Source organism: Pseudomonas arcuscaelestis, from assembly GCF_016881005.1.
In the GTDB taxonomy this organism is placed as follows: Bacteria; Pseudomonadota; Gammaproteobacteria; order Pseudomonadales; family Pseudomonadaceae; genus Aquipseudomonas; species Aquipseudomonas arcuscaelestis.
In genome coordinates this window covers 1-21,195 of record NZ_JACOPV010000025.1, presented here as the reverse complement: position 1 = coordinate 21,195, position 21,195 = coordinate 1, and the positions used below count along the sequence as shown (strand labels likewise).

14 protein-coding genes and 1 pseudogene are annotated in these 21,195 nt (G+C 58.6%); 5 read left to right on the top strand and 10 right to left on the bottom strand.

What is annotated here, in order from left to right:
* Positions 1-129: 129 nt before the first annotated feature.
* From H8F21_RS27630 to H8F21_RS27620, 3 genes are all read left to right on the top strand, one after another.
* A complete protein-coding gene (locus tag H8F21_RS27630) occupies positions 130-1,548 on the top strand; it encodes an amino acid permease (protein WP_203481325.1) in 1,419 nt (472 codons plus the stop codon).
* Between the two features lie 168 nt (positions 1,549-1,716).
* Positions 1,717-5,268: a leucine-rich repeat domain-containing protein gene (locus tag H8F21_RS27625; RefSeq protein WP_203481327.1), complete on the top strand. Its 3,552-nt coding sequence runs from the start codon at positions 1,717-1,719 to the stop codon at positions 5,266-5,268.
* 90 nt (positions 5,269-5,358) lie between these two features.
* Entirely contained in the window at positions 5,359-6,336 is a 978-nt protein-coding gene (locus H8F21_RS27620) for an NEL-type E3 ubiquitin ligase domain-containing protein (protein WP_203481329.1), read from the top strand.
* A gap of 56 nt (positions 6,337-6,392) precedes the next feature.
* Here H8F21_RS27620 and H8F21_RS27615 read toward each other — a convergent pair whose 3' ends face one another.
* From H8F21_RS27615 to H8F21_RS27600, 4 genes are read right to left on the bottom strand one after another with little or no spacing between them, the layout of a single operon-like run.
* A complete protein-coding gene (locus H8F21_RS27615; protein ID WP_203481331.1) occupies positions 6,393-7,961 on the bottom strand; it encodes an FAD-binding oxidoreductase in 1,569 nt (522 codons plus the stop codon).
* An 11-nt stretch (positions 7,962-7,972) separates the two neighbouring features.
* Positions 7,973-8,668: a hypothetical protein gene (locus tag H8F21_RS27610; RefSeq protein ID WP_236043251.1), complete on the bottom strand. Its 696-nt coding sequence runs from the start codon at positions 8,666-8,668 to the stop codon at positions 7,973-7,975.
* Positions 8,669-8,678: 10 nt separating this feature from the next.
* Entirely contained in the window at positions 8,679-9,014 is a 336-nt protein-coding gene (locus H8F21_RS27605; protein ID WP_203481333.1) for a c-type cytochrome, read from the bottom strand.
* Positions 9,015-9,050: 36 nt separating this feature from the next.
* Complete coding sequence (locus tag H8F21_RS27600; RefSeq protein WP_203481334.1) at positions 9,051-10,526, bottom strand: aldehyde dehydrogenase family protein; 1,476 nt, start codon at positions 10,524-10,526, stop codon at positions 9,051-9,053.
* 331 nt (positions 10,527-10,857) lie between these two features.
* Between H8F21_RS27600 and H8F21_RS27595 the strand changes: the two genes are divergently transcribed.
* Positions 10,858-12,696, top strand: a complete 1,839-nt coding sequence (locus H8F21_RS27595; protein ID WP_203481336.1) for a sigma-54-dependent Fis family transcriptional regulator — start codon at positions 10,858-10,860, stop codon at positions 12,694-12,696.
* 16 nt (positions 12,697-12,712) lie between these two features.
* Here the strand turns inward: H8F21_RS27595 and H8F21_RS27590 are convergent, their stop codons facing one another.
* From H8F21_RS27590 to H8F21_RS27575, 4 genes are all read right to left on the bottom strand, one after another.
* Positions 12,713-13,636: a SphA family protein gene (locus H8F21_RS27590; protein ID WP_203481338.1), complete on the bottom strand. Its 924-nt coding sequence runs from the start codon at positions 13,634-13,636 to the stop codon at positions 12,713-12,715.
* A 223-nt stretch (positions 13,637-13,859) separates the two neighbouring features.
* Positions 13,860-15,296 carry a coniferyl aldehyde dehydrogenase gene (locus H8F21_RS27585; protein WP_203481340.1) on the bottom strand — a complete coding sequence of 479 codons (1,437 nt, stop codon included), beginning with the start codon at positions 15,294-15,296 and terminating at the stop codon, positions 13,860-13,862.
* A gap of 3 nt (positions 15,297-15,299) precedes the next feature.
* On the bottom strand, positions 15,300-16,916 hold the full coding sequence (locus tag H8F21_RS27580) for a GMC family oxidoreductase (RefSeq protein ID WP_328824545.1): 1,617 nt from the start codon (positions 16,914-16,916) through the stop codon (positions 15,300-15,302).
* Positions 16,917-16,953: 37 nt separating this feature from the next.
* Positions 16,954-17,634 carry an OmpW/AlkL family protein gene (locus H8F21_RS27575; RefSeq protein ID WP_236043250.1) on the bottom strand — a complete coding sequence of 227 codons (681 nt, stop codon included), beginning with the start codon at positions 17,632-17,634 and terminating at the stop codon, positions 16,954-16,956.
* Positions 17,635-17,769: 135 nt separating this feature from the next.
* On the opposite strand from H8F21_RS27575, the gene H8F21_RS27570 reads away from it, so the two are divergent.
* Positions 17,770-18,819: an AraC family transcriptional regulator gene (locus H8F21_RS27570; protein WP_203585721.1), complete on the top strand. Its 1,050-nt coding sequence runs from the start codon at positions 17,770-17,772 to the stop codon at positions 18,817-18,819.
* 48 nt (positions 18,820-18,867) lie between these two features.
* Here the strand turns inward: H8F21_RS27570 and H8F21_RS27565 are convergent, their stop codons facing one another.
* Both H8F21_RS27565 and H8F21_RS27560 read right to left on the bottom strand, forming a co-directional pair.
* Entirely contained in the window at positions 18,868-19,626 is a 759-nt protein-coding gene (locus H8F21_RS27565; protein ID WP_203482856.1) for a hypothetical protein, read from the bottom strand.
* Positions 19,627-19,642: 16 nt separating this feature from the next.
* Positions 19,643-21,195 (bottom strand): annotated as a pseudogene (locus H8F21_RS27560) (T6SS effector BTH_I2691 family protein); the annotation flags it as partial.

The window sequence follows — 21,195 nt, the reverse complement described above, 5'->3', positions numbered from 1 at the left end:
TCGTGCTGTGCATGGCTCTCTGTGACATACATTTTTACATTAGCACCCTGTAATCGCTAGCTAAAGAAGATTCAGGCAGCTGCGGTTTCATGAGTTTCCTTGCATAAAAAGAACACGAGGTAGCTACAGATGGACGCAACATCCACATCCACTTCTTCAGGGAAGGTGGAGCACGAAAGCAAGCTCAGCGCTTCGCTGAAATCACGTCACCTGACCATGATGTCGATCGCTGGAGTCATTGGCGGCGCATTGTTCGTAGGTTCCGGCAGCGTGATCCACAGCGCAGGCCCAGCGGCTATTCTGGCTTACCTGGCCGGAGGCATCCTGGTCGTGCTGATCATGCGCATGCTGGGCGAAATGGCGACCTCGTCGCCTGATACCGGTTCGTTTTCCACCTACGCCGAACGCGCCATCGGCCGTTGGGCAGGTTTCACTATCGGCTGGTTGTATTGGTGGTTCTGGGTGATTCTCATGGCCTGGGAAGCCTATGTGGCAGGCAAGATCCTGCATGGCTGGTTCCCATCAGTCAGCGTCAATGTCTTTGTTCTGGCCACCACGCTGGTGCTGATCAGTGTCAACTTCTTCAACGTCAAGCACTACGGTGAGTTCGAATTCTGGTTCGCGCTGATAAAGGTGGTGGCGATCATATGTTTTCTTGTGGTCTGCGGTATGGCAGTGCTCAATCTCTGGCCTACCGGGGAGGTTCACGGCCTGAGCAACCTGACCGCCCAGGGCTTTATGCCCAATGGCATGGAAGCGGTTGTGGTGGCCATGCTCGGGGTGATGTTTGCGTTCCTTGGCGCTGAAATTGTGACCATCGCTGCCGCCGAATCGAAAAACCCATCCGAGCAAATCGTCAAGGCGACCAATTCGGTGGTGTGGCGGATCTGCCTATTCTATGTTGGCTCCATCTTCCTGATCGTTGCCCTGGTACCTTGGAATGACCCACTGATGGGCCAGTCGGGTTACGGCTCGTACCGTCGCACCCTGGAACTGCTGGGGATCCCTGGCGCCGAACTGGTGATGAACTTCGTGGTTTTGACGTCGGTGAGCAGTTGCCTGATCTCGGCGCACTACACCGCTTCGCGCATGTTGTTTTCCCTGTCGACCCGTGGCGATGCGCCCTCGTTCTTCAAAATCACCCGCGCAGGCACCGGTGTACCGGTGTTCTCGATCATCGGTTCGTGCTCTGTGGCCGTGTTCGTGGCGCTGATCAACTTCAGCGAAACGCTGCGTCCGAAAGACGTACTCGATGTGTTGATGAACACCACCGGCATGATCGCCCTGTTGGTTTATTTGGTGATCGCCTTCTCGCAGTTGAAGATGCGTCGCAAGCTGGAGGCCGAAGGCAAGCAAATCCGCTTGAAAATGTGGCTGTTCCCGTGGCTGACCTATTTGGTGATCGTGTTCATCATCGGCTGTCTGGTGACCATGGCATTTGTGCCGGACTACCAGGTACTGGTGTTCTCGACCGCTGCGGCGGCTATTGTCGTGGCCTTGATGGGCGCAGTGCTGCACATACGCGCAGCGAAAAAAGCCGCGGCGTGACGTGGTGATCCTTCTGCTCTGAAACCTTACGCTTGCTGCAAGGGCAAGCGTATGAGTAGGCTCAACTGCTTCCTGCGCCAAGCGGCGCAGGAGGTGGTCGTAGATACTTAGCACATTGCCGCCGTATGCAGACCTAACCTGTGCATTTTCAACAGGAGGTTGAAGCCTATGTCGGCGAGCAATGACGACACCCCGATCAAAGGTTCATTGGAAAGCAGCCTGGAGGACTATCAGGACGGCTTTATCAGCGGCGCTTTTCCTGCATGGCTGCGTAGCGCCAGTGTTGCGCAGTTGACGGCGCTTAAAGAGGCGATGGTCTTGAGCCTGTACTTCAACCAGCGTATGCGCAGTGTGCTGGCCGGGTTACAGGATGTAGAAGGTTTTACCCTTGCGCTGTTGCAGCAGGCTATGAGTACCACCTTTGGGCCTGGGTATGACGTCAAACGCCTGCAATTCAGAATGGGCCGCAAGGAGCCGGTAATCACCCCCCAGCCTATTGGTTATCCTATTACGGCTGCGGTGTATTCCAATGTGCCATTGCTGGAAGCGGCACTGCGCAACTTCACGGCCCAAGACAGTCAGCCCGGGGGCTACCTGGCCGGTAACGGTTTGCTCGATACCCAAGACCCCACGGCGGTGCTGCCCACCGCCGACAAGTTCGCTCAGTTGTGCCGAAAGCTGGATCTGGGCAAGCACTATCAAAGCCACCTGGACTCGGTGCTCGAACCTGCCGATGCCGTCGACGAAAAGCCAGGTGAGGGCCGCCGCCAAGTAGCCTCGCTGATTGCGCGCGCGCAGCGCTACACAATGTTGGTAGATGCCCACATCGCGTGGATCAAGGGGCAGTTGAGGGAAGACGAACACCAATTGCTTGTTGAACTGTGTACGCTGCGAAGTCCGATTAGCCTCAACGATGATCACGTCATACCCAAGCAGTTGAGCCTCTTGGAATGCCGGTTGGAGGAGATAGTCGTCCTCGATGTGCGCGATGACAGCCTCAGTCCGTGGTATAGCTCCAGCAATCGGGTACTGGTGTACATACCTGGCGATCCTCAATCACCTTGGCGTGCCTACCGTTCGTTGCGGTATTTCGCCAACGATTTGGGCAAGCGACTGCGCACGCACACCTATCAACACTTTTTCAGTCGTTTCGTGCGGCGCCGAGACAGCCAACGCTTCTTCAACAGCGTGATCAGCGGCTACTCGCAGGTGTCCGACCTGGCCAACATCGATCTGCAAGAACGCATGCACGCCTTTGACGGCTATGTGTTCGAAAGCCTGGCCCAGGCCTGGATCAAGCGAATCAAGGACGACGCGGCAATGATCGCAATGCCGACTGCAGCGGTTGATCGCGAAGTCCAGCGTGCGCACGACGAGCGCCTGGCAGCCGAAGGCTGGACCCTGCTCAACCTGGCAGGGTTGTTCGTGCCGGTGCTCGGTGCGATGTTACTTGCCGTGGCGGTCTGGGATTTATTGCGAGGATGCTTCTATGGGATCCAAGCCTGGCGAGAGGGCGATACTCACGAAGCCCTGGATCACTTGCTCAATGTCAGCATCGACCTGGCGGCGGTGGCGGCAACAGGTGCAAGCGTGCATGCTGCGCGCGTTGCCTGGCAGCGCTCGGTGGTGGTCGATAGCCTGATCCCTGCACAATTGGAAAACGGTAGCCAGCGCCTATGGAATCAAGACATCACCCCCTACCGTAGTGAGGCACCGCCCGTTGCGCCGGTCCAGAGCCAGGACGGGCTGTTTCGTGCGAACAGTCGGAACTGGGTCGAGATGGAGGGTAACTACTACGCAGTCAGTCAACGCCAGCGTGCACGTGCCTGGTGTTTGTACTCACGACGGGGGCATGCGCCAGCACTGGTAAGCAACGGTGCTGGCGCATGGCGTTTGGGTAGCGAACAACCTGCCCAGTGGGATGCTCGTTATCATATGTTTCGTCGGCTTGGCAGTTTCTACCGGATTTTCGCCGATCAACAGATCGAAGAGATCCTCACTACTACCGCCATGACGGACGAGCAACTACGCGCCCTGCATGTATATGCCCACGCCCCTGATGCCTGTTTCGTCGATACCTGCGAACGCTTTGCCATCGATCAGCGCATCCGTAGCGCAATTACTCAAGTGAACCAAGGGCAAACGGTCACCGATCCAGCCGTGCGCGACGTTATCAGCGCGCTGCCCGGGGCCGAGCAATTGTCCGGGCCGGCGCTGGGCGGGGTGGTCGTGGCGCAGCGGCGATTGTTGTTCCAGCAGATCTACGACGCCAGCCTGAGTCGTGAGCCGCAGGGGGCTATGCTGTTGCGCCGCGCTTTCCCCAGTTTGCATTCCCCGGCGGCAGCCGCCGTACTCGAAGGTGCCGGCGTCAGCGAAAGGGCTTGTTTGCTTGAGAGCGGCCGTGTGCCGTTGGCGATGGCCGAAGCTGCACGCTCTGCAGTGCGGCAAATCCGCGTAGCACGCGTATATGAATCGCTGTATTTGTACACACCGCAGTCGCTGGATCTTGCTCGGGTATGCCTGACATTGTGCGGCAGTCTGCCGGGTGCGCCCGCGACGATGGGGTGGCGCTTGTTCGACGGCCGTCTGCAAGGGCCTGCAGTGTTGTCGACGGGTGCTGTGGAAACAGGCCGGTGCCTCGACCTGGTGCACGATGCGGGGGACTTTCAGCTATTCGATGTTCAAGGTCGGTTACTGGCCGGTCCGGGTGATTTTTTCAGTGTCATTGCTGCAGGCTTTGAGGATGCCTACCGCGACGGCATGGGTTTAAGTGAACCCTTTGATCACAACCTGCGCGTACTCCTGGCAGCGCAGGCCAAAATGCAGCGCCAGGAGGTCGAGCAACTGATCGGGCAGCCCACACGTATTGGCTGGTTTCGACCACCACAGCGATTGGCAGGAGGTCGCCTGGGCTATCCTTTGTCCGGTCGCCGCCCTGGTCCGCCACGTCGGCCTGCTGCATTGTATAACCAGCTACGTCTGCTCTATCCGGCGTTTCATGACGCGCAGATCGAAAGTTGGCTTGAGGCTATAAGGCGTTCGGGACAAGATCCGCAGCGTGAAGTGGTGCGCTTGCAGCGCGAGCTTTCAAGGCTACAGGAGGCGTTGCATCACTGGAGTGAAAACCTCCCCACGCAGTCGTCGCAGCGGGTGCCGCGGGGCAGTCTGAGCAGGGCTTTGATCAGTTGCTGGCAGCACACGCTGGGCACTGAAGTCCACTCGGTAACCGGCGAGCTGGAAGGCTACCGCTTCATGATATGGGGATTGGACCTGGATACCTTGCCAGCGCTACCTGAGTCGGTCAGCTTCGGGCATGTCCGCCAGCTTGCCTTTCGGGACATGGGCCTGGAGGAAATTCCTCAAGGTTTTCTTCGGGCATTTCCCAGGTTGACTCACCTTGAGCTGCCCAACAATCGTCTGACCCGGTTGCCGCAAGACTTGGCGCAACTTCGCCTGCTGCGCGAACTGGACTGCGCCAATAACAGTATCGCGCTGGATCAGGCGCAGACACAGATGCTTGAAACGTGTGAAAGCCTCGAAGCCATTAACCTGTCCTCCAACCCGTTGGGCCGCGTGTTTTCACTCGCCAGGATGCTGCGACTGCAACGCGTACACCTGCAGCGCACCCACATCACCGAGTTCCCGCCAGATCTGCTCACCCGTCAGGAATTGAGCGTCGTGGACCTGCGCAACAATCAGATTACCCAGGTGCCAGACTAGTATTACCGCCTGCCCCAGTGGCTCAGTAGCACCATTCTGCTGGAGTGGAATCCATTGCAGGAAGACGCCGCACATCGATTGCGCGCGTTCATGCAATCCAACGGCTGGCATGTGGCGGCGGGCTGGTTGGAGGGTGCCAGGTCCAACCTGGCTGCTGTCCGTGAGCGCTGGCTGCAGGTGCTCGGTATTGACGAGCGCACGGCGCGCGCCGACACGTGGGACCAGATGCAAGCTAGCAGCGGTTCCACAGCGCTTTTCGAATTACTCGAACGCTTGCTTGAAACCGCCGATTTTGTGCATCACCGAGTGAGCTTGGCCGAGCGTGTCTTTACCCTCCTTGAGGCCATGCGTCAGTACAGTGGGTTACGCGAAGCACTGTTCGAGTTAATGGCACACCTGGAATTGACTTGTCAGGACAGTGCAGCGCTGCACCTGAGCGCGTTGGAACTGCGCATGTTGGTATGGCGCGCGTGTAGCGAGGTAGGGCCAGGTCAAGAACAGGCTGCCCTGATTGGTCTGGGACGACAACTGTGGCGTCTGGAGCAGGTGGATCAACTCGCGTTGCAGGATATCCAGGCACGGCAGGCGGCAGGCCACAATCCCGATGAAATCGAGGTTGGGCTTGCCTATCGTCTGGAACTGCGCAACCTGCTTGACCTGCCAGCCCAGCCAGGCGACATGAACTTTCGTGTGGTCGCGGGCCTGAATGTCAGGCAGGTGCGATTGGGTGGGGAGCAAATACTTGCGCGGGAAAGTGCAGAGCAACTGGCGGGATCCCTGGTAACGCGGGACTTCTGGGTAGAACATTTGAAACGGGCGTATGCCTCGCGCTTTGAAGCGGTCAATACACCTGCCCAGGTGCAGTCGACTGAACTGATGGAAGTCGCGGCGAGCGGCGCCATGCCTGACGGGCAGTACAAGGCGGCGCAAGACAAGCTCAAGGCTGCGTGGGATCTGGCTGTAGCTGCGCTTATCAAGACCTTGACCCGGGAAGCCTTGGGATTGTCGGGCGAGCACCCAGAAACTGTCACTCAAGCACCGACCCCGGGACCTTCAAGTCGTACATGATCGGGGCTGTGTAGCCCATGGGGAAACCCCGCCAGGCACTTCTAGCGGGGCAGGACTCAAAATGGGTTGTTCAAGTCAATTCCCGATTTGCCGGGTGCCAGGATGTTGTTCGGATCAAGCGCACGCTTGATCGCATGTTCGACCTTGCGCTTGACCGGGCCATAGCTTTGCGCAACGCGTTCCTGGAACGCGGTATTGACCCTGTACACGGCGTAACCGTGTTGCTCGAACACATCCAGAAGCTCGGCAAAGCACGCGTTGGCGCGCTGGGTTTCCTCGGTATTGGTGCGGTCGTACAACACGTCGATGACGTGGTGCATGTCACGCCAACCGACGATGAATTCGCCGACATAATCCAGGCCATATTTGTTGAGGATCTTCTTCGCCAGCGCCTGCTGTTTGTCACACTCGCTGCCCCGCGCCTGGCTGACTGGGGCGAACCACATCGAACCACCACCACCACGCCAGTTGTACAGGCCGAACTCCTGCAGATTGGGCACCCCGGACATCAACTGTGCACGGTATTTGAACGGCTGGGTTTCACCTGCCTGCTCTTCAGTGACAATGCGCCCCTTGCCCAATTGCTTAAGCGCGCCATTGACAATTTTCCAGTTCACATCGACCTGCTCCTGGGTGCCATAGAGCGCGGCATAGACGTTCCAGGCACCGAGGTTCTTGTCCTTCTGGATCTGCTTGAGGATGGCATCGGAGGTGGCACCAGGCTCGCTGGTGTAGTCACTGCGGCGAGTGTTGCAGGTGGAGGCTTCCCACAGCACACCGGCGATCACCACCGAGTTGGGAATGATCTGGGCTATGCGCAGCGGGCGGATGAATTCAACGATTTCGGCAATGTCAGATTCATTGTCGAATTTGATTTCGAACGGTTTGAACACCGGTGGCTTGGGCATCAGCCAGAAACCCATCTTGGTGCAGATACCATAGTTGGCCTGGGTAAACATCCCGTCCAGGGTAGGGCCGTAGCCCCACTTGAAGACTTGCCAGGCATTGTCACCTTTAACGCCACCCATGCCGGTGCGGTAAACATCGCCACTGGCCAGCACCACCTCCATCCCGCATTGCATCAGAAAGTGCTCGCCGTAAGGCGTGTAGCCCACACCACGGTCCATGGTATTGCCCAACGGCCCAGCAATTGCTGAAGGAGCAGAAAACGACAGCATCAGAGGCAGCTTGTGTTCCTGGATGTAGTCGTAGAGCTGTTGGTAGGTTACCCCCGGCTCAACCAGTGCCGTGCACAGGTCGGGATCGACGTGGAGGATTTTGTTCATCTTCTTCAGGTCCAGGATCACCTGGCCACGCTGGCCGGGTGCGGCGGAGCCATAACCGAAGTTGCGACCAGTGGAGATGGTCCAGATCGGGATCTTGAACTGGTTGCAAATCTTCACCACCCCCTGCACCTGTTCCACTGTAGTGGCGGTGAGCGCCGCTGCAGGCGCGTGCTCGGCGTTGTCCACGGCCATCATGATCTTGTTGTAGGGGATCAGTTGCTCGTCCTTGAGCAACACGTTTTCATCACCTAGCAGGGCGCGGAACTGGGTGAGGGCTTGCTGGAAATGGTCGCTATCGACGCCACGAGGCAGCAGGGTGTTGGCAGTTGCTTGAGTCATGTTGGAATCCTTCATACGTGGATCGAGAACGACACATAAGTGCCAGTCAGTGCCCCGGAATGCTTGGCGCTCAACGGTGCCTGGCCGGTGTCGGTGCTGCCCAGGGTTGCCAGGGCGTAACCGAGCGTGGCCGCCCATTGATCATTGCCGCTGCCTTGGCCGATGCTGGTCGCCAGGTGCAGGGTGGGGGCAGGGCTGTGCAGGCGCTGCTCATGCAGGTCAAAGCCAAGGCCACAACGATTGAGCTGATGCACCAGTTGCAAGGCACAGCCGTGTGCAGCCTCGGCGCTGAGCAGGCGGTGGCGCGAGTGGCTGGCATTGGCGCTATGTTGGCCAAGCCACTGCACACGTGCCCCGGCACTGCGGGCCAGGTCGATGATCAGCGTGGCGCTGGCATCATCGAGCAGCCCGATCAGACGCTGTGGCTGGCCACTTGAGAGGCGCTGTTGCACATCCAGTAATGCCGCCAGGTCCAGGTTTGCGCTCATGACTTGAATGCGCGGCGTGGAGGGGCTGGCTTGCAGGCCCTGGACAAAAGCTGAACCAGCGACTGCAGGGCTGACGAGTGCCAGGCTGGCGGCCTGGACTGGGCCGGCGCGGCCCAGTAAATTGTTGGCCAGGCTCAGGCTTGAGCTACTCATGGCCACGCCGGCCAGGCCTCCCAGCGCCATGCCCTTAAGGAGTGAGCGACGTTCGACGTTCATCATCACAGTGCCCTCAGGGTTTGGCTGGCGTGACTGGCGCCTGGGAAATGTAGTCCGCCACCTGTTGCAGGGCATGGTCGTCAATGAACGAGGCGGGGAAGGCGGGCATGGCGCGAAAGCCGTTGCGCACCACAGCCGTGATATAGGCTGCTGGTAATTGGCGACCCTTGATCTGCGGGCCGACCTGACCTTCATGGCAATGGCCACAGGTTTTGGTGTAGACATTTTCGCCGCCTTTCCACACACCGTCGCCATCAGCGACGGCCGCATTGGCCAGGAGGATCACAGGCAAGGCAAGGCAGGTGGTGACGCTTCGTCGCACAGCCTGACGGTTGGGCAAGAGTGACATTGCAGACTCCTTATTTTTATGGGGCAGAACGCACAATCAGAACGGGTAATGGCGTGGCTGGTGTTGCACGGTGATCCAGTGGTCGGTGGTGAATTCCTCGATTGCCCAGTCGCCGTTGAAACGGCCCAGCCCCGAGTTTTTCTCGCCACCGAAGGGCGCGTTGGGTTCGTCGTTGACCGGAATGTCGTTGATGTGGGTCATGCCCACCTGCAGGCGTTGAGCGAACTGCACACCGCGCTCCAGGCTGGCGCTGAACACCGCGCTGGACAGGCCGTATTCGCTGCGATTGGCCAACTCCAGCGCATGCTCGGCATCGCGCGCAGCCTGGATACCTACCAACGGGCCAAAGATCTCTTCATGGGCGATGTCCATGCCGGCACTGACGTTGGCAAACACGTGAGGTGGCAGCACATTGCCCTGGGCCTGACCTCCGACCAGCAATTGCGCGCCTTCTGCCAGGGCCGTGCCGATCTTTTGCTCAAGGCCAGCCAACTGCCGGGCGTTGATGACCGGACCGATCACCGTCGTCGGCAAGTTTGGGTCGCCGCAGGGCAAGGCTTTGACTCGCTCGACAAAGCGTTGGGTAAAGGAATCGAGCAGCGGTTGTTCGACGATGATGCGGTTGACCGCCATGCAGATCTGACCCTGGTGCAGAAACTTGCCGACCACGGCGGCATTGACTGCCTGTTCCACGTCGGCATCGGCCAGGACCACGAACGGGCTGTTGCCGCCCAACTCCAGGGCCAGGTGCTTGAGATGCTCGCCGCCGCTGGCGATTCGGCCAATGTTGCGGCCCACCTGGGTGGAGCCGGTAAAGGAAATGAAGGCAGGTACCGGGTGCTCTACAAAGGCATCACCGATGTCGGCACCAGCGCCCACCACCACACTCAGCGCCCCGGCTGGTAGGCCGGCTTCCTCGAAGATGCGTGCCAACAGCAGGCCGCCGCTGACAGGGGTATCACTGGCCGGTTTGACTACCACGGTATTGCCCAGGGCCAGGGCAGGGGCGAGAGAGCGGGCGGTCAGGTGCAGGGGAAAGTTCCACGGGCTGATCACGCCGATTACGCCCAAGGGCTTGCGGTACACACGGCTTTCCTTGCCGGGAATATTGGAGCTGACAATGCGGCCGTGTACACGGCTGGGCAGGCTGGCTGCTTCCTGGGTAATGGCGCGGGCAGCGCCCCATTCGATCTGGGCCTTGATCCGTGTGCTGCCGGATTCGCGGATTATCCAGTCGATGATTTCGTCGCGGCGCTCATCGAAGATGCGCACGGCCTCAAGCATCACCTTGCTGCGTAAGGCCGGCGATTGTCCGGCCCAGGCCGACTGAACCTGGTGAGCGCAGCGGTAGGCGGCATCGAGGTCTGCGCGGGTGGCCATGGGAATCTGCAGCAGTGATTGCTGAGTGAAGGGGTCGGATACTGTCAGCGAGCGCTCAGCGCTGCCAGCACGCCATTCTCCGGCCAACGGCTGTAGGTGAAGATTCTGGTAGGCAGGGCGGGTAAGGGTCATCGGTTTCTCTCTTGTTGTGTCGAAATGATTTCGATGAACAGCCCATAACAACTATCGTGCCATGTTGTTTTTTAGAGAGAAAACATAGATAAAACAGAGGGTTGATTATTGTTTGGGTGTTTTCGGCAGAGTTGGTAAGAGGGGACAGTGCGAAAATTTATGCAGAGAAGTCGGCGACTGCAGAAAGCTCGACACACTCGGTCTGACGCAAAATTTGGGCGGTTATCGGACATTTTCGCCCTCTAGCACCGGCCTTGGCCGAGCGGCCAATTGACCCGGCCGAAGCGGGGGGCATACTGCAAGACTCACCTTAATGCCTTTGGTATTGCCTATGACTCCTACAACACCTGGCAAGCCTGGCCGCACCGTCGATGAAGATTTTTTCCGACAGGTACTGGGCCGCCATAAACGCCTGATCGTCGACCGCACCAACCAGTTCGGCAGCAGTGGTCTGCCATCAGCCGAGCAATTGGCGCAGTCTGTGGCCTTCGCCCCTCAGGACGGCAGTATCTGGTTGTGCGGCCAGCGCATGATGCTGCTGCAAGGCTCGGCCTTTGGTGCTATTCGCCGCGAGCTGATCGACGCCCTGGGCCTGGACAAGGCCCGTGGCTTGTTAACGCGCATTGGCTGGCAGGCTGGCGCCCGCGACGCTGCGCAAGTCAGCGAGCAATGGCCTGAAGGTGATCACGCCAGCCTCTACAGCGCCGGTCCTCGTCTGCACATGCTCGAAGGCATGGTCAATGTCGAAGTCGTGCGTTTTGAGATCGATTCCAGTGTCGGGCATTTCTACTCCGAGTTTCTCTGGCACAACTCCCTGGAGGTGGACGAGCACATTGCCGCCTATGGTCTTGGCGGGGAACCGGCGTGCTGGATGGAAATCGGCTATGCCAGCGGCTACGCCTCCTCGCTGCTGGGGCGCCTGGTAGTGTTTCGCGAACTGCAATGCCGTGCCATGGGCCATCCGGCTTGTCGTATCGTGGGTAAGCCTGCCGAACAGTGGGAAGACATTGATGTTGATCTGGCTTATCTGGATCCGGGTGATTTTCTTAGTCGCAGCGCTTATACCTCGGGGGTCGACACACGCCTGGCCGAGTTGGAGGTGCCCAGCGATGGCAAGCAACTGGTAGGCATTTCTGCCAGCTTCGTTGCTGCCAGCCAGTTGCTTCAGCGCGTGGCGCCTACCCAGGCAACCGTCTTGTTGACCGGTGAATCCGGGGTGGGCAAGGAGCTGTTCGCCCACACCTTGCACCAGGCCAGCCGCCGTCACCACACGCCATTGGTGGCGTTGAACTGCGCAACGCTGCCGGAGAACCTGATTGAAGCCGAACTGTTTGGCGTCGAGCGTGGCGCTTTCACCGGTGCCGAGCGTTCCCGCCCAGGGCGATTCGAGCGGGCCAACGGCGGCACCTTGTTTCTCGATGAAATCGGCACCTTGAGCTTGCATGCCCAAAGCAAGATATTGCGTGCCTTGCAGGAAGGTGAGATCGAACGTGTGGGCGGCACCTCGCCGATCCAGGTTGATGTACGCGTGATTGCCGCGACCAACCTCGATCTGCGTCAGGAGGTAGAGGCGGGGCGCTTTCGTGAGGACCTGTTCTACCGTTTGAACGTCTTTCCCATTCATTTACCGCCGCTTCGTGAGCGGCGCGAAGATATTCCGTTGTTGATGAGCTATTTCCTGCGCCGCTTCAGCCAGCGCCATGGTCGCCAATTGGCAGGCTTCAGTATGCGACTGGTCAACGCGCTGCTGACCTATCGCTTTCCCGGCAACATTCGCGAGCTGCAGAACCTGGTGGAGCGCGGCGTGATCGCTGCCAGCGATGGTGAAGCGATCGATGTAGTGCACCTGGCAGAAGCAGGCGCGCCGTTGATTGATTCGGCAATTGGCTTGACCGCCGAGGGACGCCTGGCTTTGCGAGAAGCAGCGCCTCGGCCCGCTGCCAGCGAGGAGCAAGAACGCCCCGGCGAAGCTGCAGCCGATGCCCCGGAACTGGCGCGTCTGCAGGCGTTCTTTGCCGGTCAGGAGCGGGTGCTGGGCACCTCGCTGGAAGAAATCGAGCGACTGTTGGTGAGTCTGGCGCTGGAGCGCTCCGGCGGTAACGTTACGGCGGCAGCGCAAATGCTCGGCATGAGCCGTGCCCAGGTCAGCTACCGACTCAAAGGCAGCTGACCCGGGCACGCGGGCGTTACAGCGGCGTGGTGAATTTCAACCAGTACGTCTGGCCTTCGGCACGGTTGCGCACACCGGATTCGTCCTGCCATTTGGCGCTGAACATCCAGCCTTGCTTGCTGCTGTACTGCACGGCAGGGCCGATGGAGAAGGAGCGACCACGGTTGCCGTCGCTGGCCTCGACCAGGGCGGCGGCGGAGCAGTCTCCGGCACTGCACTTGTCGTCGCTGACTTGCTGATAGGCGTGCCCGCCGACGCCCAGCACCCAGCCGTTGCCAAGGCCCCAGCCCAAGGTGTAGTCGGCATGCAGTTCACGGCCCGACTGATAGTGGGTCGCCTTGTTTTCAAAGTTGTAGTCGTACATCAGGCGCACATCGGCGTTCAGGCCGGCGGGGTCCAGGTAGGTCATCGCCAGCACACCTTGCACGGTGTAGTAATTGTTGCCGAGATTGATCAAGTCATCCTCGTCGTACTCGCTGGCAGTGGGCAGGACGAAGTCGACACCGGTGGCGATGTGCAGCTTCTCGCTTGGATGAAAACCGATCACCGGGCCCAAGTGGGCATCGCCGATGCCGCGCTTGCGATCATGCGGTCCACCCTTGATGTTCAGACGCATGTCATTGAGGGGCAGCAGCGCGTGAAAACCCAGGTCGCCGCCGAGTACTTTCTGTTCCGTGACCCAGACAAAGCGCGGCACCAACGTGGTAACACGCAAGTCGATGTCAGCCGCCTTGGCACCGCTGTTGTCGCGCAAGCTGTCAGCCAGGTAATTACCTACGAACAATTGGCCGTAAGTACCAGGGGGCGGCAGGATACCCATGCCGTAAATTTCGATACCCATGGGCCAGGAAGAAATGCCGCCTTCGGTAGCCTGAGCGTGCCAGGCGGAGGTAGCCAGCAATAGGCTAGTGGCAAGGTGCAGTGGGGCGTGTTTGAACATGAGAGGGTCAACCTTATTGTTATGGGCAGCGCCATGCAGTAGCGCCTGGCCCGACCCTATCAAGTTTCATGCCATCTATTATTTCTATATTTATCAGTGTCTTGCGATTTTATCGCGTCGTTTCTCCAGAACTGTTGTCGGGAATTATTAAGAAAATTCAGCGGCGTGTGAAAAACTCACGACGCCGTCACTGTTTGATGCCCAACGCCTAATGTGCGTGCGGTTATTCGGATTTGCCCAGATAGAAGCGCACGGCAAGGCGTTGTACCCAGCGTCCGTAAGGTGGGTAAAACAGCTGGACGGGGAACCAGCGTTGGCGCTTGAGCACGGCTTTGCCATGCGACAAGGTGCGAAAGCCTTCCTGGCCATGGTAGGAACCCATGCCGGAATTACCCACCCCACCGAATGGCAGGTCGTGCTGGAACGCGTGCCAGGCCCAATCGCCCAGGGTCACCCCACCACTGTGGGTTTCCTTGAGCAGGCGCTCGGTTTGTCGTGCATCCAGGCCAAACGGGTAGAGCGCCAGCGGGCGTGGACGGGCCTGGATGTAAGCGATCGCCTGGCTGAGATCGGCGTACTCGATGATTGGCAGCAAGGGACCAAAAATTTCTTCCCGGGCCACGCGCATGTCTTCGTTCACCCCGGTAATCACCTGCAGAGGCAAACGTCGTGGCGATGCCGAGGCGCTTCGACAAGACAGGACCACCGCACCTTTGTCCCGGGCATCGGCCAGGAGCGCCTGCATTCGTTGAGCCTGCCGGTCATTAATAAGGCTGGTGTAGTCGGCGCTGTGGGCCGGGTCTGGGTACAGCCGCTCGAACGCCCGCTTGAGCGCCTGGGCAAACGCCTCGGCCTTGCCTTGCGGTACCAGCACATAGTCTGGGGCAATGCACACCTGGCCGGCGTTGAAACCCTTGCCGTGGGCAATGCGCAACGCTGCCTCTTCAAGATCGGCAGCCTCGCCAACCAGCGCCGGAGACTTGCCACCCAGCTCCAGCGTCACCGGCACCAGATGCTCGGCAGCGGCGCGCATTACCTGACGGCCAACTTGCGGCGCGCCGGTAAACACCAAGTGATCGAATGGCAGTGCAGTAAAAGCCTGAGCGGCGGCGAGCTCGCCGGTGAACACCGCCACCTCGTCTTCGTCGAACACCTCGCCAAGCATGTCCTTGAGCACCTGGTAGCTGTGCGGTGCGTACTCGGACACTTTGATCATCGCCCGGTTGCCGGCAGCCAGCGCTGCAATCAGTGGCCCCAATGTCAGGTACAGGGGGAAGTTCCAGGTGCCGACGATGCCGACTACGCCTTTGGGTTGGTACTGCACCCAGGCGCGATTGCCGAGAAACAACAGCTCAGTCTTGCGTGGCTCGGCTTTCATCCAGCGGCGCAGATGAGCGATTGCATGGCGTGCCTGCAACACCGGCCCGAGGACTTCGATTTGTAGGGTCTCGAATGCTGCGCGGCCACCGAAGTCAGCGTCGAGGGCCTTGATGATTGGCTGCTGGTAGCGACGCAACACGGCGATCAGACGTTTGAGGTTGTTGATTCGAACATTCAACGGCGCAAAAGGTTGCTGGTTGAATGCCTGGCGCTGACGCTGCAGCAAGCGTTGCATGCGTTCGACTTCCTGGATGTCGATTGCCTGGACAAGATCATTCATGGTTCAGCCCTCCTGGCGGCTGTGCAGCAACATAGCGGCGGCTTTCTCGCCGATCATGATGCTCGGCGCGTTGGTGTTGCCGCCGATCAGCGTTGGCATGATCGAGGCATCGGCGACGCGCAGGCCGGCGATACCGTGAACGCGGAGTTGGTCATCCACCACTGCCAAGGGGTCGTTACCCATTTTGCAGGTGCCGACCGGGTGGTACTGGGTGTCGGCGCGGTTGCGAATATCCTGCTCCACCGCCTGGCGGTTCTGCGCGTCCAGGGGGTAGAGCGGCTTACCGCGAAACGGCGCCAATGGCGCGTCCTCAAGGAGGCTGCGAAGGAAATCGGCACCGCGCATCAGTACTTCCATATCCTGTGCTCGGCTGAAAAAGCACGGGTCAATCAACGGTGCGGCGCTCGGGTCCTTGCTGGCCAACTTTACCGTGCCGCGGCTCTCGGGCCGTAGCAGCGTCAGGTGACAGCTGAATCCGTGGCCCGGCCGCATCTTGCGCGCGTGATCATCGACAATCGCCGGTACGAAGATCAATTGCAGGTCGGGCATTGGCAGGTCGGGGTGACTTTTGAAAAATCCCCCCGATTCGGCGAAGGGCGATGTCACCAGGCCCTTGCGCTCTCGCTTCCACTGCACCATGGCCTTGAGCATCTTCCAACTGAAGGTCGGCGAGAATCCGAAGGTGTCGGTTTTATTGCGGCTGCGGTAGGTGATGACATAGTCGATATGGTCCTGCAGGTTTTCCCCCACCCCCGCAAGTTCATGAACCACACTGATGCCATGCTTGAGCAATTCCTGCCGAGGACCGATACCCGAAAGCAAAAGCACTTGCGGCGAGCCGAAACTGCCGGCGCTGAGGATCACCTCCTGACGCGCCTTGAGCACCACACGCTGGCCACCCTGTAGCAGTTGCACGCCGGTGGCCCGGGCTGACTCAATCAAGACCCGCTCGACAGTGGCACCCGTCAACACCGTGAGGTTGGGGCGCTCGACGTTGGGCGTAAGGAAAGCCTTGGCTGCACTGCAACGTTCGCCATTGCGCTGAGTGACCTGGTACATGAACGCGCCTTCCTGCTCGGCACCGTTGTAGTCTTTGGCAGGACCGATGCCGTTGCGCTGGGCGGCCTGGAGAAACGCTGCATTCAAGGCGCTGGGACAACTCACCTCACCCACACTCAAAGGCCCGTGTTGACCGTGATAGTCATCGTTGAGGCTGTGGTTGTGCTCCGACTTGATGAAGTAGGGCAGCACCTCTGCATATGACCAGCCTTGATTACCAAGCGCAGCCCAGTGATCGTAGTCCTGGCGATGCCCGCGCACATAGAGCATGGCGTTGATCGAACTGGAACCACCGAGCGTCTTGCCGCGTGGTTGATAGCCCCGACGCCCGTTAAGTCCGGGCTGTGGTACGGTCTGGAACGCCCAGTTGTTGATCTTTGTCGGCAGCATGGCAACCATGCCGACCGGTGCATGGATCAGCACGCTGCGATCGGCACCACCGGCTTCGACCAGGCAGACGCTGATGTTCGGGTCTTCGCTGAGGCGGCTGGCGATCACACAGCCTGCCGAGCCGCCACCGACGACGATGTAGTCGAAACTGTTGTTGTGTTCAGTAGTCACGTTCAGTGCTCCGTGAAGTGCGCGTGCAGAAGAAGAGTCAGAAGCGGTAGCCGACCGTGAAGGAATAGACATCTGGGTCAGCCTCGACATCGATCTTGCGTTTGACCTGGCCTAGCCCTGGGGTTTGGGTCTTGATGGTGGCGGTGGTGTCGAGCCAGTAGCGGGCGTAGGAAAATCCGGCGCTCCAGTGACCGGTCAAGGGGATCTCGACACCCACTTTGGCGACCGCGCCCCAGGAATCGTCCATCTTCGAGGTGCTGGAAGTACCGCCAAAGGCGGTGTTGTAGGCGGCAGTCATTTTTTCTTCGCTGAACCAGGTGTAATTGACACCCAGGGCGACATACGGCTCGACGCCCAGCACATTGAAGTTATAGGCCAGCAGTACTGCGGGGAACCAGGCCCGGGCACTGCCGACCTTACCGAGAGGAGCCGCGGAGCCGGCACCATCAAAATCAATCACTGGCGGTGCGCCGGTCTGTATCACCAAGGACCAAGGCCCGCCGAGCCTGCGCTCATAAATCAGTGCTAGCGTGCCGCTGTCTCGTACGGTGGCCTGGACATTGGCCGGGGTGGTGCCGGGCATCCCGGTCATATCGCTGGAATGGGTGTTGAACTGGATGTCGGCGTAGCCGATTCGCACACTATTCAGGGGTTCATCGCTGGCCAGTGACGGTAATGAAATCAGCAGGGTGCCCGCGGCGAGGGTGGGAGCAAGCATTCGTCTCATGGGAGCCTCAGATCTTATTTTTTTGGTGCTTCTGATCTAATGCTGCAACGCTTAGTGGTGGGACGGGAGGTTGTATTCCGCCAGTGTGGGGGTTAATTTCTGCCAACCTTGAATGGAGATCCGCTGATGACCCAACTGATCGTGGGTGCATATGGCACCTCTCAAGATGTGCCACAGAACAACATGCTCGGCCTCCCGGCGTTGCTGGCCGAGCTGCGCAGCCAGGACGTGGGCGTCGAGGGATTGCTGGAGGGCACCGCGCTTTCGCTGGCACAGATGCAGGACGCCAACACGCGCATCTCTCATCGGCAAAAAGTGACAATTTTCGCCAACATGCAGCGGCTGATGCGCCACCCTGACAGCGGTTTGCGCGCCGGTGAGCGCCAACGTATCAGTGACTTCGGTATCTTCGGCTACGCCTTGCTGAGCAGCGAACACTTCGGTCAGGCCGTGGATTTCGGCATCAGGCACATCCGCTTGCTGGGGCCGGTGTTCGAAAAAACTTTTCGAGTGGAGGGAAATGAGGGCATTTTCGTTGGCCAGGGGTTCTTTGCCCTGGGCGAACTGATGCCATTGGCTACGGAGTTCTGGTTCGCCTCCATCCAGTCGTTGATCCAATGTGTGCTGGAAAGGCCTTTTCCGTCCGTGCGAATGGCGTTCCCATACCCTGCGCCGGCCTATTGGCAACGCTATGAAGAAGTCTTTCGTTGCCCGGTGGAATTCAACAGCCCGGTTATGGAATGGCGCTTTGATGCTTCGGTGCTGCAGCAGCCTTGCCCGAATGCCAACCCAATTACCTCGGCGATGTCGATGGGGTTCTGTCAGCAACTCGTCGCCAGCCTGCCAGACGAATCCGACCTGATTGAATCCGTGCGCCTGGCCTGCCTGAGTCGCACCGGACGCTTCCCGGGCATCGACGTAGTTGCACAAACTCTTGGCCTATCGACCCGCACACTGCATCGGCGCCTGGCAGAACACCAACGCACCTACCAGAGCGTACTCGATGAAGTACGCTGCGCCTTGGCCATCGAGTTTTTACAGCAGAGCGATATGCCGATGGACGACCTGGCGGTTCAAGTGGGGTTTTCCGAAGCGGCCAACTTTCGCAAAGCGTTCAGGAAATGGACAGGGCGAGCGCCAGGTGACTACCGCAGGTCGCTGCGCAGTGGTTCTTGACGGTGTGGTGATGACCAGAGAGATAAGGACAAATCAGACTGATGTTCCTCAATCAGTGCCTAGCGGGACGTTTACTTTTGCTCTGATGAAAGGTACGCCAGGCAAGAGGTAGGGTCTAATGAAATTCGCAACGCGCTCTTTGTCTTTCTTTTGGCAATGAATGTTGAAGTTCCAGCACGTCTTGACGGTATCGCCTTTGCGGAAGAATTTGTATTTCACATCGACAACTTCTCTGTTAGTGGCAATGGCGAGCTGGACAATATCCCTCCACTCGAATTCGTGGTGATGGTATTGGGTATGCAGTTCTCTATAGCTTTTAGAGTGTGCCATTGAGAGATAGGTCAAGCCTAGGCCGCCTGGGCCCACCAAGGCGCCGATCAAGAAAGAAGGGTCAATGGTTGCCATGAAAATGAAGATGACAGCGGTAATACCAGCCATCCATTTTAGGCAGGGCAGTGCCCATTTCGGAAAATCTTTCCATTTACAATACTCCACGCCAGACTTGCTGATGCGATAGGCGAAATTCATTCGTTGGTGGGTCATGGAGGAAATGGTCAAAATTATAAGTATATAGAAGCCTATGCTGATGGATATTCGAGCAAAGAATCCCTCTCCTGGGGAGGGATTTAAGTATACGGAATATGCGACACCTAATGTTATTAGGTTCATGAATGCAAACATGCAATTTGCTATAAATGTGTTGTAGTTCCGTGCTTGAATTGTCCAGGTTAATAGTTCGGGCTCATGCAAAAATTTCCACTTGAGTTGGCTTGGTAGATCGGGTGGTTTGTTGAGGCTGATTAGCATAATGATGCTCTTGAATTTAGTGGGGTATTGCTAGCTTTAATAGTTGGGTGCTTTTATTCATCAGCACTACGCCATCTTCTTCCTTCAGTTCTCCGCTAAAGGCATTATTGGATCGATTCGCTTCTTGTGCTGACCCTGCAAGTGACAAGCGAAATAGATAGCCGCGACCGTCAGCGCGCCGCAGTACGTCGAGTGGGTATATAACTTCCATTTCAAAAGTAGGCTCGGCAGTTGATGTTTCGATCCAGGCTTGCCAAAGCCTATGCTTATCGGTATCGGTATAGATGTAATCTTTGTTGTTTGTGGCTCCACGAGGGTCGTCAGGTAGCTGACCAAGTAATCTGGGGTTTACCCAATTGCCGTTAAGAAATTGGACGTAATAATTATCCGGTGTGAGTTGCAATCCGGCCTTGCAAAAGTAGGTTTTGTCGACCATTGCAGGTTGTAAGGTCAGCTCCTTTCCCGCCAATGTCGCAGGTACTAGAACCTGTATCCAAAAGCCCTTCCACCTTCTCATGGTGTGGCCACCGCCGTAATACAATCCCCTGCCCACGACAGTGGGGCGTTGCAGCGTCTCCAGCAGCGCGCGAATTTGTTGGGGGTGGCCGTCGTTGCCCATCCATTCAGGTTTTGCACCGCGTCCCCAACTGCACCGGTGGAGCCATAGACGTAGACCCTCGCGCTTGTAGTTGTTGGCGGCCATAGTGATCAATAAGTAGGCAATGCCAAGAATTGCTAGAGCAACTGTCACGGGTGTGGACATGACCCAGGCAAAGTTGAACCAGTAGCCTAGGCCAACGCCAACCAACTGCCCTGTGGAAATGACTGCCATCCCTTTGACGATACGTTCCTTCCCAGTGAGGAGCGCATGCTCTTCTTCACTGGTTGCACGGGCAGCCTCATTTGCGATTTGCCAAGCTTCTAGCCCGGCTGCAACAGCCCCCAGCGTTGCCCATGTCGCCGTGCGCAGAATCAAACCTTTCGAAACCGCCGCAAACTCTTGTGCTACTGCTGCCTGGCTACTACCGCTGGCAACGGTTTGCGCCTCTCGCAGCCATTGGGAATAGCCAGCTTGAGCGACCTTCAACGTTTCCGTACCAAGTTCGGTAATCATCGCTCCCGCCCGATTCCACGCCGGCCCCACCCACAGCGCTGCTATCGCATTCCCCGCATACGCCGCATTGGCACTCAGTACACGCCATTCCTCCGCCGTGAACTGTCCGTCATTGCTGACTTGTTTGGCGGTGTTCCACAGGTTCCATGCGTTCAAGCCGACCAGCACCACGGGGAGGGCGGTGCCCAGGTTTTGTCCCATCCAGGCTTTGGTGCGGGCCAGATACTGGCCTCGATCGGCGGTTTGCATGTTTGCCATGACTTCAGCCTGGCCCAGGTCGGTGAGCCAGTGGTTGATTTGCGTCACGCCGATCTTCAGGCGGGTGGCACCACTGGCGCTGGCGATGATTTGGTTGGGGCGCATCAGGACCTGCGTTTTCATTCGCCCATCCAGCGCCTGCAGGGCATAGCGGGCGGCGCGTTGATCGTGTGCGTTGCGGGCCGTTCGCAAGGTAA